The following is a 15369-nucleotide window of genomic DNA, read 5'->3' as shown; positions in this document are numbered from 1 at the left end:
GTTCTTTGTTCAACTTATTAAATTCAAGGCTTTCTTATTATAAGAAAGCCTTGTCAATTTTAAAAAAGACCCTTTCCAGTTCCCTCTCCTTGGGAGAGGGGTTGGGGTGAGGCTTTTTAAATTGTATCTTTATAATCTCAAAATAAAGGTTATGGAAACAGAATTATTAAAACGGATTACTATTATTCCCGGCTTAATGGGTGGTAAACCCACCATTCGTGGAATGAGGTTTCCTGTTAAAGATATTATAGAACTTTTAGCTTCAGGCATGAGTAATGCCCAAATTCTTGAAGAGCATCCAGCTTTGGAAGAAGAAGATATTAAAGCTTCTTTACTATACGCTGCTCTTAGATTAGGAAATACAACCATTTTACATGCAGCTTAATGAAATTGAATTATGGCTTGATATGCAGTTATCACCAATAATTGCAAAGTGGATTCAACAGCACTTTGGTTTAAAAGCAATTTCATCTTACGAGTTGTTCATTAATGATGAAAAAGATGAAGTGATTTTTTTAAATGCTAAAAAAAGGGAAAACGTATTACTTCTTTCAAAAGACCAGAACTTTGTTGATTTAATTGACAGGTTTGGTATACCTCCAAAATTAATTTGGTTAACAATGGGCAACTGTCCAAACAACCAAATGAAAATAATTCTGCAAGAAACATTAATGCCAGCTATTAATGAACTGTTGCATACTTCAACTACTATAATTCAGATTACTAAATAAGTTTAATACAAATGAGTACATTTTCCAACCACAACTTCGCCGGCCAAAAAGTTTTAGTACGTGTAGACTTCAACGTTCCATTGGATGAAAAATTCAATATTACCGACGATACCAGGATGTCGGCAACCATTCCTACCATAAAAAAAATATTAGCCGAAGGTGGCAAAGTAATTTTAATGAGCCACTTCGGCAGGCCAAAAGGCGGACCGGAAGAAAAATACTCCTTAAAGCATTTGGTAAAACATTTATACAAATTGCTCAATTCAAATGATGTTAACTCCCCTTTAGGGGATGGGGGTACCAAAGTTTTTTTTGCAGATGATTGCATTGGCACACAAGCCGGCATCACGGCTACCATGCTTCGCCCCGGCGAAGTGTTGTTATTAGAAAATCTACGCTTTTATAAGGAAGAAGAAGCAGGAGACGAGGCCTTTGCAGAAAAATTAAGTAAACTGGGTGATGTGTATGTTAACGATGCATTTGGTACTGCACACCGGGCACATGCCAGCACTGCAGTAATTGCAAAGTTTTTTCCTGCGGATAAAAAAATGTTTGGCCTGTTAATGGAAAGCGAAGTGCTGAGTGCAGAAAAAGTATTGCACCAGGCAGAGAAACCTTTTACAGCAATTATAGGCGGTGCAAAAGTGAGCGATAAAATTTTAATCATCGAAAATCTATTAGAAAGAGCAACAGATATTATTATAGGTGGCGGTATGGCGTACACTTTTTTAAAAGCCCGTGGCGGTAAAATTGGTGCCTCACTTTGCGAAGACGACCGTTTGAAAACCGCATTGGATATTTTAGAAAAAGCCAAACAAAAAAATGTAAGCATTCATTTGCCTGAAGATTCTGTAATTGCAGACAAGTTTGATGCCAATGCCAACACCGATATTCGGCCAAGCGACGCCGTACCCGATGGCTGGATGGGGCTGGATATTGGCCCCAAAGCCGTAGGCATTTTCAGCGAAGTGATAAAAAACTCCAAAACCATTTTATGGAATGGCCCCATGGGGGTTTTTGAAATGGAGAAATTTCAAAACGGTACTAAATCAATTGCATTGGCTGTTGCCGATGCTACGGCAAACGGTGCTTTTAGTTTGGTGGGTGGCGGCGATAGTGTTGCTGCCGTAAATCAATTTAACCTTGCCGATAAAGTAAGTTATGTAAGCACCGGCGGCGGCGCCATGCTGGAATATTTTGAAGGAAAGGTTTTGCCGGGCATTGCAGCGATAAAAGAATAGTTTCTAAAAACAATAGTACTGTAAAATATTAGCGCTTGTCATGCGTCTTTTATAATAAACAATGCATAGTAATAAGATTAACTAAATTTAACGGTTACCTTTTTCTTTATAAAGAATTAATCTTTGAATTTTAAAATAAATATTACTTTTAACATCTTAACTTTTAAAAAAATTAAACATGAAACGTTCAGGTATTATTATTCTTGTTATTGTAGGTGCCTTAGTATTGTGGGGCATATCTTCTCAAAGAGGTTTAGTAAGCCAGGATGAGAATGTAAAAAAATCATGGAACAATGTACAGAGCGAATATCAAAAACGTTCTGACCTTGTAGGCCAGCTGGTAGAAACTGTTAAAGGGGTAGCTAATTTTGAACAGAAGACTTTAACTGATGTTATTAATGCTCGTTCCAAAGCAACTTCTGTAAATATTAATGCAGAAAATCTTACTCCGGAAAAAGTTGCAGAATTTCAAAAAGCACAGGAAGAACTGAAAGGCTCTTTAAGCCGTTTATTGGTAGTTGCAGAGCAATACCCTCAGTTAAAAGCAACCGAAAACTTTACTAAATTACAAGGCCAGTTAGAAGGTATTGAAAATGATGTAAAAACTTCCCGTAATGCTTTTAACGAATCAGTAAATACTTACAATGTAAAGGTTCGTTCCTTTCCTGGTAATCTTATAGCAGGTATATTAGGTTTTAAATCTAAAGAAGGGTTTAAAGCAGATGCCGGTACAGAAAAAGCTCCTGAAGTTAAGTTTTAATAAACATGGCAAATACATCAGGAAAAAAACTTTGGTTAACAGCGTTAATAATATTTGCGCTGTTAGCCATTTTCTTTTATACCACCTACAATGGGTTGGTAAGTAAGCAGGAAAATGTAACTAAAACCTGGAACAATGTGCAGAGTGATTATCAAAGAAGATTAGACTTGATACCTAATCTGGTTAACACCGTTAAAGCTTCATCCGATTACGAAAAAGAAACACTTACAAAATTAATTGAAGCAAGATCTAAAGCTGCAGGATTGAACGTAACGGGCAGCCCGACTTACGACGAGTTTAAGAAAACTGAAGAAGCCAACGGAGAAGTGGCAGCATCTGCAAACCGGGTAATTGCTGTAATAGAAAAATATCCCGATTTAAAAACCGCTAATAGTTTTATAAGGTTGCAGGATCAGCTGATTGGTACAGAAAGAAGAATAAAATTTTCGAGAAAAGATTTTAATGAAGCGGTGATGGGGTATAATAAATCTGTGCGTTCTTTTCCATCAAGTATTACCGCCAGTTTATTTGGATTTAAAACTAAAGAAGGCTTTCAGGCAGATACTGGTACGGATAAGTCTCCCGAAATAAATTTTACTAAATAATACATCGTGTCACTATTTCCTTTTTTTAAAAAGAAAAATTTATTATCAGATGCTGAAGAAGAGCTGGTAGTAAATGCTATAAGGGCTGCCGAAAAAAATACGAGTGGCGAAGTACGGGTATATATTGAAAGCCATTGCAGGTTTGTTGACCCTGTGGACAGAGCCATGGAAGTTTTTTTTGGTTTAAAAATGAATGATACTGATGATCATAATGGCGTATTAATTTATGTAGCTTTAAAAGACAGGCAATTGGCCGTTTATGGTGACGAAGGCATACATGTAAGAGTTGGGAAAGAATACTGGCAGAATGCAGTTAAGCAAATGTTGCAGCATTTTAATAAAGCAGATCATGTGGCAGGTATTTGCCAGACTGTAACAACTATTGGACAAACATTGGCAAAAGAATTTCCTTACGAAGCCAATGATGATAAAAACGAATTGCCGGATCAAATTGTATTTGGCAAATAACAAAACAAGTAATGAAATTCTGTAAACATATTTTCTTTTTACTGCTGGTATTTATTGCTGCACAAACACTTGGGCAAAATATACCCGACCGCCCCAATCCGCCAAAATTAGTTAATGATAACCTGGGGTTATTAACTGGTGAGCAACAGCAAACGCTTGAACAAAAATTACTGGAATTTGAAAAACGTACTTCTAACCAAATAGCCATTGTTACAACAAATGATATGGCAGGTATGGATGCTGGTGATTACGCAGTAGAAATTGGAAAAAAATGGGGTGTAGGAAATAAAAATTTTAATAATGGCGTAGTTTTTTTAGTGTACAGAAGTAAAGATAACAATACCCGAAAAGTTTTTATTGCTTCGGGCATTGGATTGGAAGGAGTATTACCTGATTACACTGCTTCTGAAATTGTAAACAACGAAGTAATACCTTATTTAAAAGGCGGCGATTTTTATCATGCATTAGATAACGGTACCGATGCCATAATAAAAGCAACTGAAGGAAAATATAAAGCGCCTGCAGGTTACGGAAAAAGAAAAAGCCTTCCTTTATCCAAAATAATTTTTGTTATAGTACTAATAATAATTTTTCTGGCTATTTCTTCAAAAGGCGGTGGCGGTGGTGGCTCTTACATGAGCAGGCGTGGTTACCGTGGATTTACAGGACCAATATTTTGGCCGGGAAGCAGCAGTGGCGGTGGCGGCTGGGGCGGTGGCGGAAGCTCTGGTGGTGGAGGTTTTGGTGGCTTCGGCGGCGGCGGTTTTGGCGGCGGCGGTGCAGGTGGAGATTGGTAACTCAAGGGATCAAATATTTTTTACGGGATTGTTTTATTGCCAAATAATTTCTATCATTTTTAAAACAAATATTCATATTTGAATAATAATCTATTATCTAAAAACAAAACAACTAACTGCTTTAATTATAATCACCCGTTTATCGCATGCTTCATCGTTAGCGTTAACCCTTTCCTAAAACTTTAGCTGCCGGTATTGTAAAATCTTGTTTTGTCGCTATCTTGCCGCTATAAAAGATCAGTGAAATGAATAAATTATCTGTTGCGTTAAATATCATCTTGATAGCTGCGGTTGGCTATTTGTATTACTATAATTTTTCAGCTAAAAAAAGCGACAGTAAAGTTGTTGCTGCAGGGGTGGCATCAAAAACAAATGAAAGCAATTTTAATCATCAAAGTATTGCTTATGTGGATTTAGATTCTCTAAACGAAAACATTACCTATTTTAAACAACGCAGAAAAGAACTTGAGCAGCAGCAAAAACAAGCCGAAACAAAAATTGGCAACGACATCAAATCGCTTGAAGCCAAACAAAATAATTTTGTAAAAAATAATCCCAACGCCACACCTGAGCAAATACAAAATATAAGGGTGCAACTGGCGCAGGGGCAGCAGGATATTGAAATGGAAAAGCAAAAGCAATCGCAGGAGCTCAATCAAAAAAGTTTTGAATTGATGGAAGGCATTCAAAAAAATTTAAAAGAATTTTTGGCAGAGTATAATAAGGAAAAAAAATTCCAGTATATACTCACCACTGGCAGCGGTATAGATTATCTTATTTATAAAGACAGCACACTCGACATAACTAAAGACGTAATAAAAGGAATGAATTTAAAAATGAAACCTGCGGTCAAACAGTAATTCAATCCAATAAATTTATTTATCTTGTTCCGGTATAATAAACCGGAATTTTTTTATGACAGAACAAACCAACTCCTTTAAACCCACACTTGGGTTATTTGATGCCACAATGATTGTTGCCGGAAGTATGATAGGTTCCGGTATTTTTATTGTAAGTGCCGATATTACCCGTAACGTGGGCAGCGCCGGATGGCTGATTGCAGTGTGGTTAATAACAGGGTTTATGACGTTGACTGCCGCTTTAAGCTATGGAGAATTAAGTGCAATGTTTCCCAAAGCCGGCGGTCAATACGTTTATTTAAAAGAAGCTTTTAATCCTTTGGCAGGTTTTTTATATGGCTGGAGTTTTTTTGCCGTAATACAAACGGCAACTATTGCAGCTGTGGGAGTTGCATTCAGTAAATTTGCTGCTTACCTAATTCCTGCACTGAGCGAAAAAAATATAATTGCCGACCTTGGTTTTATAACCATATCAGCAGCACAAATAGTTGCTATAATTCTAATCATTTTTCTTACTTATATAAATACAAAAGGAATAGAAGGAGGGAAATTAATTCAGAGAATTTTTACCTCTGCAAAATTACTTGCCTTGTTTGGATTGATAATTTTTGGATTTTTTTTAGCTAAACAAAGTTTTTGGTCAGAAAACTGGCAAACGGGCATGAATGCTGTGCAGCTGGAAAAAGATACTGCCGGAAATTTTATTGCAAATGGAAGTTGGTTGCCTATTGGTGGTGCAGCTTTAATTGGTGCAATTGCTGCGGCAATGGTGGGTTCTATATTCAGCAGCGATGCATGGAATAACGTAACTTTTATTGCTGGAGAAATAAAAAACCCTAAAAAAAATATAGGGCTCAGTTTATTTTTAGGAACATTGATTGTTACAGTAATTTACGTTTGTGCTAATTTGATGTATTTAAATGTACTTCCTTTGCAGGCCATTTCACATGCGGAAAACGACAGGGTTGCAGTAGCAGCGTCTAAAGGGATTTTTGGTGATGCCGGTACTTATGTAATTGCTGTACTGATTATGGTTTCTACTTTTGGTTGTAATAATGGGTTAATTTTATCAGGCGCCAGGGTATATAATACAATGGCTAAAGATGGTTTGTTTTTTAAAAAAGCAGCAACATTAAATAAAAATTCGGTGCCTGAATTTGCTTTATGGATTCAGTGCTTGGTGGCAGGTTTACTTTGCCTGAGTGGTAAATATGGCGACCTGTTGGATATGATTTCTTTTGTGGCGGTAATGTTTTATGTACTTACCATTGCAGGTATTTTTATCTTAAGAAAAAAACAACCCAATATGGAAAGGCCTTATAAAGCTTTTGGTTATCCTGTATTGCCTGCGTTATATATTTTATTGGGTGTCGCATTTTGTATTGCGCTTATTATTTATAAACCACAATTCACCTGGCCGGGATTAATCATTACTTTGATAGGCATTCCTATTTATTACATTGCAGTAGCAAACAAAAAATCTAAAATCTAAAATCATTAAGATAAAATCATTCATGGATTTCGAAAAATTATTTCATCAGTTTGCTCAATTAAAAGTGGCCGTAATTGGCGATGTAATGCTGGATACTTACTGGTGGGGAAAGGTAGAACGTATTTCTCCTGAAGCACCTGTGCCCGTGGTGGCCGTTAGTAAAAAAGAACAACGCATTGGTGGTGCTGGTAATGTAGCACTCAATTTACATTCGCTTGGTGCAGCGGTAAGTGTAATTAGTGTATTGGGTAAAGATGATGATGGAGAACAATTAACTAAGTTATTTGCAGAAAATAATATCAACACAAAATATTTGGTGTACAGCCACCAAAGAATCACCACCAATAAAATACGTATCATCAGCCGCAACCAGCACATGATGCGTTTGGATGCTGAATTAACCAATGATATTACTGCAGCCGACGAAGAAAAATTATTAACCGCTTTCGAGAATTTTATTGCAGCAGAAAACCCGGATGTTGTAGTGCTGGAAGATTACAACAAAGGCGTACTTACAGAAAATGTAATTGCAAAAATTATCAGCCTCTGCAAAAAAAATAATATTTTAACCACAGTTGACCCCAAACGAAAAAACTTTTTTTCTTATAAAGGTGTAGATATTTTTAAGCCCAATTTAAAAGAAGTAAAAGAAGGGTTAAATCTTTTATCGGATGAAGTAAGTGAAAATATTTTAAAAGATATTCATTTGCAATTGCAGCAAAAGCTGCGGCACAAAATATCTTTTATCACACTTTCCGAAAAAGGTGTTTTTTATAATGATGAAAAAACTGCAGCCATTATTCCCACACATATCCGCAATGTAGCCGATGTAAGCGGCGCAGGCGATACGGTAATTGCAGTAGCTTCTTTAGTGTATGCCGCTACAAAAAATGTAACACTCATGGCCGATGTGGCCAACATTGCCGGTGGTTTGGTATGCGAAGAAGTAGGCACCGTAGCTATTGATAAAGAAAAATTGCTTCATGAATGTATTCAATTGCTTAATTAAGCCTTAGCTTTTCTTTCTTCTCTCATCTGTTGCTTTTTTTCTGCAAGGGCTAACAACCGGTTATAATTTACAAACAACTCAAAAAATATTTTTACTAAAACAAAAACCAATATAAATATTTTTCCTGCGCCAAAGGTTAAACAAAAGCTGCCCACTATTACTACAAACTGCTGTACAAAAATTCTTATATAGGGTTCAAACATTTGCCTGCTTAAACTTATTTTTTTGTAAGCACCATCTTTAAAAAATTCAAAAAAACTTTGTACAGAGTAGTAAGCAATAAAAATCAACAGCATTAATTTACCATGGTCACCCAGCAATGCAGGAATGTTGGCGTAATTCATTATCAAATCACCACTTTGTTTTAAACCGGCAACACCAAAAAAAATTTGTGTCTGCACAAAAACAAAAAAGCCGTAGTGTATCACAAAAAAGAAAATAAAAAACCATCCGCTCTGCATACTTGTAGCCCCGCCATTTTCCCACCCATCTTTTTTTCTTACCAAAAGGGTAATGCAGGCCATCTTAATTACATTAATAATTCCTATAATCACCGTCTCCATGCAATAGACAATAAAGATCGGTTTTGCATCCCAGCCTTCAAACCAAACACCGTACAATGGAATCAGATTAACAACTATTAAAAGATAATCGCTTATTGTTAGCTTACGTTTAAACATTGGCTTAAAATTGTAGAATTTTTGTGGCAGTAAATTAAATACTTTTGAGCAAACATTTAATACCCACTAACACGTATGCAAAAACTATCGATTGCTATTCACGGCGGCGCAGGAACTATTTTAAAAGAAGATATGACACCCGAACTGGAAGCCGCTTATTTAAAAGGATTGAACGAGTCTTTAAATGCCGGCTATGCAGTTTTAGAGGAAGGCGGCACTGCAATAAATGCAGTAAAAGCGGCTATTGTAATTTTAGAAGATAACCTGATGTTTAATGCAGGCCGTGGCGCTGTATTTACAAAAAAAGGTGTGCAGGAAATGGATGCTGCCATTATGAACGGAAAAGATTTAGCCGCAGGTGCGGTTGCTGCTGTACGTAATGTACGAAATCCGATAGAGCTTGCTGCCGAAGTAATGCAAAAAAGCAATCATGTTTTTTTAAGTGGTAAAGGTGCAAATGATTTTGCTATTAAGCAGGGTATAAAATTAGAACCCGATGAATTTTTCTTTTCGCAATTTCGTTACGATCAATGGAAGGCTATAAGAGACAGCGATAATTATTCTCTCGATCACACACACCAGGGTTTGGAAGAATTATTTAAAGATAAAAAATTTGGTACCGTTGGTGCAGTGGCGTGTGATGTGGATGGTAACATTGCTGCGGCTACCAGTACCGGTGGCATGACCAATAAAAAATATGGCCGTATTGGCGACAGCCCATTAATTGGCTGCGGCACTTATGCCAATAATAAAACCTGCGCTATTAGTTGTACAGGTCACGGTGAGCCGTTTATACGAGCCGTTGCTGCGTATGATGTAAGTTGTTTAATGGAATACAAAGGCATGAGTTTGCAGCAGGCTATGCATGAAGTGGTGATGAATAAATTACCACAGATGGATGGTGAGGGTGGTATGATTGGTGTAGATGCTGCTGGTAATGTGGCCATGGTGCTAAACAGCGCAGGTATGTACCGTGGCATGAGAAACAGCGATAATGAAAATTATGTAAAAATATATCACGATTAAGGCCCCCTCTTGAACTACGTTCGTTTGCCTGCAGCAAACCCCGATGGGGGAGGAAATGTAGAAGACCGAATCGATAATTATCCTGTCATTTTTTTTAGCCCATCATTTGAATTACTATTTATCTTCATTGGCGTCGCACTCTTGTGCAGTAAATCTGTATTGAACTTTTACCCAAGCGGTTCTGATATCAATTATCCAAACAGTATTTTGTTTTTGATTTAACTCCTGTGGTATCGTAATTTAGCGGAATAATAAATTTAAAGTACTCATTTTTTAAGATGGAAGATAAATTGGGGCTCAAAAAAATTGCTGTAATTGTAGCCGGAGGAACCGGAACCAGGATGAATAACGCTGTTCCCAAACAATTTTTATTATTAAAAGGTAAACCGGTATTGTATTATACGATTGATACATTTTTAAAATCGTATGAGGATATGCAAGTTATTTTGGTACTACCCGAAGAACATGTAGCTGCAGGCCAGGAAATTATTGATGCTTTTTTCGATTACAGCCGTATTACAATAACTGTTGGAGGAAGAACAAGATTTCATTCGGTACAAAACGGCTTAAGTTTAATTGAAGAGGAGAGTATTGTTTTTGTGCATGATGCAGTACGTTGCCTGGTAACGGTGGATTTAATTAAGCGTTGTTACAAAGCTGCTATTGAAAATGGAACTGCTATTCCTGTAATTGATTGTAAAGACAGTATTCGCCTTATTACAGACGACCATAGCACAGCATTAGAAAGAAATAATATTAAACTGGTGCAAACGCCGCAAACATTTCACAGTAAAATTTTATTACCAGCATTCAATATAGATTATAAAGAAAAATTTACGGACGAGGCAACTGTTGCAGAAGCTTTTGGTTTAAAAGTAAATTTAATAGCGGGAGAGGAGAATAATATAAAAATTACCCGGCCATTAGATTTAATTGTAGCCGAATCGTTATTTGCTCAATAATAATTTTCGTTGAAAGAAACTGTAAAAAATATTTTAAAAAAAATTGGCCTGTATTATTTTTTACAGGGCAACTATCGAAATATTTTGTCGAGTATAAAACGGGTAAATTATAAAATTCAATATGCAAAATATAAAGGAGCAGGCTTTGATTGTAATTGTTGCGGTGCAGCCTACAGTAAATTTGTTTCCGATTATCCAACTGCAGAAAATGCCAATGCAATAAATACAAATGAAGTAATTGCCGGTTATGGCGAAAATATTTTATGCCCAGCCTGTTTAAGCACTGCAAGAGAAAGACTCATTATCGCATTGCTGAAAAATGAAATTAAAATCTCTAATAAAAAAATACTCCATTTTTCTCCCGAAAAAAATATTTACAATTTTATAAAAGAACATAACGAGGTAGTTACTGCAGATATTGAACCTTTATTTTATAAAATTATTGATGGCAAAATAAAAAATGAAGATGCTACCCGTTTATCCTTTGCTGATAATAGTTTTGATGTAATTATTGGTAATCATATTTTGGAACATATTCCTGATGATGCAAAAGCGATGCAGGAAATGCATCGTGTTTTAAAACCCGGTGGCAGGGCAATTTTACAGGTGCCTTATTCAACAACAATTTTAACCACCTTAGAAACTCCTGAAATTAACAATCCTGCAAAACAATCAGCATTGTACGGACAAAAAGACCATATAAGAATTTATCAACTGCAGGATTACATCAACCGGTTACAAAAAGCTGACTTTAAAGTGGAAGTGATTGATTACAACAATTTGAATGCGTATTATAAAAACGCCATCCAGCCCAATGAAATTTTTCTCTCTATTTTGAAATAAGCAATTTGTAATGCCGTGGCAAAGGCTTTACCAAACTAAAAGGGAAGGGCAGTTTGTTTACATACAAAGTGGTATATGGCTCTGCAACTGCTCCAAATTTTTTATAAAAATCTGCAACACTTTCTGTATCGCTGCCTTCAAAATCGAGTAGCAGATTTTTGCCTGCATGGTCTTGTATAAAACTATCTACCAGTAATGCCGAAGCTCCGTATTGTTTACTTTCCGGCGTGTTGCCCACCAGCCAGTAATACGTTCTGTTTTTAAAAAACAAAAAAATGCAGGAAGCTAATAAATTACCTTCTTTTGAAAAAGCACCGTAGGTTGCTGCATTGTTTTTATACGCTTTGTAAACTTCATGCAGTTTTTCAAACAAACCATTTTCTACATTTGTAAATTTGGGAAATTCCTTTTTACAAATAGTTGCTACTTCTTCAAACGAAATTTCTTTTTTTACAACGCAGCCACTTTTAATGGCTTTAGCAATATTTCGGTTAATATTTTCAGAATAGTTTTGCTGGAGTTGATTGTAAGAATGATTAAGTTCTAAAGTATAATTATTTCTTGCAACAACAGTTCCTTTATTAAATGCAATTTTATTGCTGCTGTTAAAACTTATATCCCATACTTTAAATTTATTGGGTATTGCTTGGAGAAATGCATTAATAATTTCTGCAGTAACGCCATTGCCAATAACCCCCAATGCAGGCGTAATAGAAGGCTGAAATAAATAATTGATGCCATATTTTTTTCTACAGGGTAGTGGCATTACCATTTCGTAATCATTTAACACCAATGCATCCCATTGCACAGCCATGCAATCTAAATATGTACTGGTAGCATATAACAAATCATTTGCTGCAGTGTCAATACAGTCATCCCACTTTTTTTTATTTATTTGCTGATGTAAAAGGTATTGTATGCTTTCCATCAAAAAGGAATTTGGGGAGCCAGTTTGCGCAATGAAAAATTTTGAATATCAATACTGAAAGTAATTTTTTTAATGAGCCTGTTGGCCTCCTTGTCGGTTTTTAATTGCTCCTTAAATACTTTACTGTAAAGCAGCGGCACATAAATATTCAGTACATTTTTTAAAAGTGATACCTGCAAACCTGCAGTGTACAAAAATTTTGGAGTAAAAGCATTTTTACGCCATGCCTCTGCATACGAGCCTCCATCAAAAAATATTTTTAAAGGTAATTTTACAGGAAATAATTTTTCGGGCAGTGTACTGTTTACATTAAAAGCCGCCACCCAATTTTCTGAATATCCCTGCACACTGCTGTATTGATCCAGCCTGAGTTTAAGGCCTCCGGTATTTTGTATCATTACCTGCTGAGCAGCAATGCCGCCATTTTCTATAGCAATTTTACCATAAGCTGGCGAGGCAGTGCGGCCTAAAAAATAATTGCTGTAAGTGTAATCTTCCTGCCCATTACCAGCCAGTAATTTTGGTTGATATAAATATGCAGTATTATTTCTTGAACCCGTGTAACCAAATTTTGCAGCAAATATCCGTGCCTGTAGACCTCCTCCTTTTGAATAATTGAAAAAATAATTTCCGGTTGCATTAAACCTGTAAAAACCTTCGCCCTGTTGCAGTTGCAACTGAAAATTGTAAGGATACAATACCCGGCTGTTATCAATATTAAATGTGAGCTGGTTAATGTAACGTGTAGCCGATTTTAAACGTGTTGGATATATAACAGTACTGTCGCTGCCTGTTTTGTATTCGAAATTGTCAAACTCGTTTTCGCCAATGGCAAATAACCGGACATCTAACCAGCTTGATATACTGCTTCGGTAACCATGTTTAAAATATAATCTTACATGCGGCACTATCTTATAAAAATTTTCAAATATTTTTTTGCCTGTGGTATCTAAGCTATGGTTACTTGAAAAGCGGGAGCCGTTTAAACCAATTTCAATTTTTTGAAAACTGTTATCAGGATACCAGCTGTAACTAACCCTGCCAATGCCATTTATTTTTTTACTGCCAGTAGCAAATAACGGCACTGCAACAAACTGCAATTTGGTTGTTGGTAAAGTGTAATTGTGTAATACTGCACCAATCATCAATTTATCATAAAGGTTTACACCAATTACCGGAGATGCAAAAATATAATTGTGTTTATCGGTTTCTTTTAAACTAAAGAAAGATGCAAAGCGTAAATCTTTTTTTACAACAGTTTTTGTAAGGGCACCTTTTTTATTTTGTAAAGCAAAAGTGGCATCTAAATTTTTCCCACTCACTTCTTCCATCACCTTTTTAAAATCTTCGGGGTAAGGATGTTTAAAACTCCAGCGGCGGTAATATTCTTTCATGCAACTGTCAAATACATCTTTGCCTAATTCATTTTCTAATAACTGCATCCATTGCCCAGTTTTTATATAAGCAATCATACCGTAATTAAGTTCACTAAATTTTTCGGAAACCGTTTCAATGGGCTGGTCTCTTTTTACATCGATAATAGTTTGTAAAATGGGTTGTTGCAAATCATCCGGCATTCTCTTTTTTAAAAAAGGGGAATTAGATGTAATATAGTAAGAGGTGTTTTTATAATACTGCAATGCATAGCGGTTATCATAATGCGTATTCATCCCTTCATCCATCCAGGAATGTGTGCGTTCGTTGCTGGCTAAAATACCATAAAACCAATTGTGTCCCACTTCATGATTAATAACAAAGTCAAGCATTTTTTCGCTACCGCCAGAGGATAAATATGTTATGGTGGGATATTCCATTCCGCCACCTTCTTTTTCATCTTCAACTACACTAACTATATTGTATGGATACTCACCAATCCATTTGCTTTTAGTAAGAATGGCTTGTTTAGTTAATGCGATGCTGTTGTCCCATATTTCTTTATTCTCAGCATAATAAAAAGCATAGGCATTTATTATTCTACCAGATGGTAATTGTATGGTATCCGTTGCAACAGAAAAAGTTTTATCGGCAAACCATGCAAAGTCGTGTACATTATTTTGTATGTAATGTAAAGTTTTGTTTTCTTCATCAGATACGACAGTCGAAGTTTTTTGCTTTTCTTTTTTATCCTTATTTCTTGTAAATAATTTTCTGTTTTGCAACCATTCTTTTTCATCGGCTTCCTGCAATTCTCCGGTTGCAGCAACTACATAATTTTTTGGCAATGTTACCTGCACTTCATAATTGCCAAACTCACTGTAAAATTCCCCCTGGTCTAAATATGGAATGGGATGCCAGCCTTTTTTATCGTACACCGCAGGCTTAGGATACCATTGTGTTATTTGGTAAGCCTGCCCGTTATGTCCGCCCCGTGAAAAATTTTCAGGAATTTTTACATGAAAAGGTGTTTCTATTTTGCAATTAGTTTTTGGTAATAGGGGAGTGGGTAAAATTAATTTAATAATATCCTGGTGTTGCGGATGATCTTCGGTTTTGGCAGTAATTGTATTTACTTTAAAATTCAACCGGTTAATATAGCCCCGTTTATCATCATCCGAAAAATAAAATGCAGTGCTGCCGTTTTCCAGCATTTGATCGGTAAAAGCGGTTCGGTCGTTTTTAAAAGCATTGGGCCAAAGATGTATCCAGATAAAAAAAATAGTATCAGGTGAATTATTAAAGTAATCCATTTTTATATAGCCGTCTAAAGTATGGGAAGTATCATTTAATGCAACATCAATTTTATAATTTACCTGTTGTTGCCAGTAATTGTCACCCTGAGCTTTGTCGAAGGGTTGGCAATGGGCAATGGGCAATTGCGAATAAAAAAATAATATTAAGAAGAAAAATTTTTTCAAAACAATTATGTTTTTTTAAAAAATAAACAAATCAATTCATTCGATTAAACTTAATAATAACTGCGAAGTGCTACACACCTAATCCTTAATTCCAAATTACCAATTCCAAATT

16 protein-coding genes are annotated in these 15369 nt (G+C 35.9%); 13 read left to right on the top strand and 3 right to left on the bottom strand.

What is annotated here, in order from left to right:
- Window positions 1-151: 151 nt before the first annotated feature.
- The 10 genes from ACY651_RS08030 to ACY651_RS07985 all read left to right on the top strand — a co-directional run bounded on the left by ACY651_RS08030 (window position 152) and on the right by ACY651_RS07985 (window position 7963).
- Window positions 152-385 carry a DUF433 domain-containing protein gene (locus ACY651_RS08030; protein WP_462251483.1) on the top strand — a complete coding sequence of 78 codons (234 nt, stop codon included), beginning with the start codon at window positions 152-154 and terminating at the stop codon, window positions 383-385.
- Window positions 375-731, top strand: coding sequence for a DUF5615 family PIN-like protein (locus ACY651_RS08025; protein WP_462251481.1), 357 nt, complete (start codon window positions 375-377; stop codon window positions 729-731). Before ACY651_RS08030 ends, ACY651_RS08025 begins: the two co-directional genes overlap by 11 nt.
- An 11-nt stretch (window positions 732-742) precedes the next feature.
- Entirely contained in the window at window positions 743-1972 is a 1230-nt protein-coding gene (locus ACY651_RS08020) for a phosphoglycerate kinase (RefSeq protein ID WP_462251479.1), read from the top strand.
- Window positions 1973-2150: 178 nt separating this feature from the next.
- On the top strand, window positions 2151-2732 hold the full coding sequence (locus ACY651_RS08015; RefSeq protein ID WP_462251477.1) for a LemA family protein: 582 nt from the start codon (window positions 2151-2153) through the stop codon (window positions 2730-2732).
- Between the two features lie 5 nt (window positions 2733-2737).
- Window positions 2738-3337 (top strand): LemA family protein, encoded by a 600-nt coding sequence (locus tag ACY651_RS08010; protein WP_462251475.1) that lies wholly within the window; start codon window positions 2738-2740, stop codon window positions 3335-3337.
- 6 nt (window positions 3338-3343) lie between these two features.
- Window positions 3344-3805 carry a TPM domain-containing protein gene (locus ACY651_RS08005; protein WP_462251473.1) on the top strand — a complete coding sequence of 154 codons (462 nt, stop codon included), beginning with the start codon at window positions 3344-3346 and terminating at the stop codon, window positions 3803-3805.
- Window positions 3806-3816: 11 nt separating this feature from the next.
- Complete coding sequence (locus ACY651_RS08000; protein ID WP_462251471.1) at window positions 3817-4602, top strand: TPM domain-containing protein; 786 nt, start codon at window positions 3817-3819, stop codon at window positions 4600-4602.
- 245 nt (window positions 4603-4847) lie between these two features.
- Complete coding sequence (locus ACY651_RS07995) at window positions 4848-5462, top strand: OmpH/Skp family outer membrane protein (protein ID WP_462251469.1); 615 nt, start codon at window positions 4848-4850, stop codon at window positions 5460-5462.
- A gap of 55 nt (window positions 5463-5517) precedes the next feature.
- Window positions 5518-6954, top strand: a complete 1437-nt coding sequence (locus tag ACY651_RS07990) for an APC family permease (RefSeq protein ID WP_462251467.1) — start codon at window positions 5518-5520, stop codon at window positions 6952-6954.
- Window positions 6955-6976: 22 nt separating this feature from the next.
- Complete coding sequence (locus ACY651_RS07985; protein ID WP_462251465.1) at window positions 6977-7963, top strand: bifunctional heptose 7-phosphate kinase/heptose 1-phosphate adenyltransferase; 987 nt, start codon at window positions 6977-6979, stop codon at window positions 7961-7963.
- Here ACY651_RS07985 and ACY651_RS07980 read toward each other — a convergent pair.
- On the bottom strand, window positions 7960-8643 hold the full coding sequence (locus ACY651_RS07980) for a DUF6498-containing protein (RefSeq protein ID WP_462251463.1): 684 nt from the start codon (window positions 8641-8643) through the stop codon (window positions 7960-7962). The two genes, ACY651_RS07985 and ACY651_RS07980, sit on opposite strands and share 4 nt — an antisense overlap.
- A 75-nt stretch (window positions 8644-8718) precedes the next feature.
- Between ACY651_RS07980 and ACY651_RS07975 the strand changes: the two genes are divergently transcribed.
- From ACY651_RS07975 to ACY651_RS07965, 3 genes are all read left to right on the top strand, one after another.
- Window positions 8719-9669, top strand: coding sequence for an isoaspartyl peptidase/L-asparaginase family protein (locus ACY651_RS07975; RefSeq protein ID WP_462251461.1), 951 nt, complete (start codon window positions 8719-8721; stop codon window positions 9667-9669).
- Window positions 9670-9947: 278 nt separating this feature from the next.
- Window positions 9948-10631 (top strand): 2-C-methyl-D-erythritol 4-phosphate cytidylyltransferase, encoded by a 684-nt coding sequence (locus ACY651_RS07970; RefSeq protein ID WP_462251459.1) that lies wholly within the window; start codon window positions 9948-9950, stop codon window positions 10629-10631.
- A gap of 9 nt (window positions 10632-10640) precedes the next feature.
- Window positions 10641-11474: a class I SAM-dependent methyltransferase gene (locus tag ACY651_RS07965; RefSeq protein ID WP_462251457.1), complete on the top strand. Its 834-nt coding sequence runs from the start codon at window positions 10641-10643 to the stop codon at window positions 11472-11474.
- Here the strand turns inward: ACY651_RS07965 and ACY651_RS07960 are convergent.
- Both ACY651_RS07960 and ACY651_RS07955 read right to left on the bottom strand, forming a co-directional pair.
- Window positions 11461-12402, bottom strand: coding sequence for a hypothetical protein (locus ACY651_RS07960; RefSeq protein ID WP_462251455.1), 942 nt, complete (start codon window positions 12400-12402; stop codon window positions 11461-11463). The two genes, ACY651_RS07965 and ACY651_RS07960, sit on opposite strands and share 14 nt — an antisense overlap.
- Complete coding sequence (locus ACY651_RS07955) at window positions 12402-15257, bottom strand: M1 family metallopeptidase (protein ID WP_462251453.1); 2856 nt, start codon at window positions 15255-15257, stop codon at window positions 12402-12404. The genes ACY651_RS07960 and ACY651_RS07955 overlap by 1 nt, the downstream gene beginning before the upstream one ends.
- Window positions 15258-15369 lie beyond the last annotated feature (112 nt).

It is taken from the genome of Ferruginibacter sp. (assembly GCF_031391665.1).
In the GTDB taxonomy this organism is placed as follows: domain Bacteria; phylum Bacteroidota; class Bacteroidia; order Chitinophagales; family Chitinophagaceae; genus Ferruginibacter.
The sequence above is the reverse complement of the archived record's forward strand: the minus strand, read 5'-3'. Positions and strand labels throughout refer to the sequence as shown.

What these genes read in the sequence shown, in the direction of transcription:
- ACY651_RS08030 (WP_462251483.1), top strand. Translation starts at nt 152, where the DNA reads ATGGAAACAGAATTATTAAAACGGATTACTATTATTCCCGGCTTAATG.
- ACY651_RS08025 (WP_462251481.1), top strand. Translation starts at nt 375, where the DNA reads ATGCAGCTTAATGAAATTGAATTATGGCTTGATATGCAGTTATCACCA.
- ACY651_RS08020 (WP_462251479.1), top strand. Translation starts at nt 743, where the DNA reads ATGAGTACATTTTCCAACCACAACTTCGCCGGCCAAAAAGTTTTAGTA.
- ACY651_RS08015 (WP_462251477.1), top strand. Translation starts at nt 2,151, where the DNA reads ATGAAACGTTCAGGTATTATTATTCTTGTTATTGTAGGTGCCTTAGTA.
- ACY651_RS08010 (WP_462251475.1), top strand. Translation starts at nt 2,738, where the DNA reads ATGGCAAATACATCAGGAAAAAAACTTTGGTTAACAGCGTTAATAATA.
- ACY651_RS08000 (WP_462251471.1), top strand. Translation starts at nt 3,817, where the DNA reads ATGAAATTCTGTAAACATATTTTCTTTTTACTGCTGGTATTTATTGCT.
- ACY651_RS07995 (WP_462251469.1), top strand. Translation starts at nt 4,848, where the DNA reads ATGAATAAATTATCTGTTGCGTTAAATATCATCTTGATAGCTGCGGTT.
- ACY651_RS07990 (WP_462251467.1), top strand. Translation starts at nt 5,518, where the DNA reads ATGACAGAACAAACCAACTCCTTTAAACCCACACTTGGGTTATTTGAT.
- ACY651_RS07985 (WP_462251465.1), top strand. Translation starts at nt 6,977, where the DNA reads ATGGATTTCGAAAAATTATTTCATCAGTTTGCTCAATTAAAAGTGGCC.
- ACY651_RS07980 (WP_462251463.1), bottom strand. Translation starts at nt 8,643, where the DNA reads ATGTTTAAACGTAAGCTAACAATAAGCGATTATCTTTTAATAGTTGTT.
- ACY651_RS07975 (WP_462251461.1), top strand. Translation starts at nt 8,719, where the DNA reads ATGCAAAAACTATCGATTGCTATTCACGGCGGCGCAGGAACTATTTTA.
- ACY651_RS07970 (WP_462251459.1), top strand. Translation starts at nt 9,948, where the DNA reads ATGGAAGATAAATTGGGGCTCAAAAAAATTGCTGTAATTGTAGCCGGA.
- ACY651_RS07960 (WP_462251455.1), bottom strand. Translation starts at nt 12,402, where the DNA reads ATGGAAAGCATACAATACCTTTTACATCAGCAAATAAATAAAAAAAAG.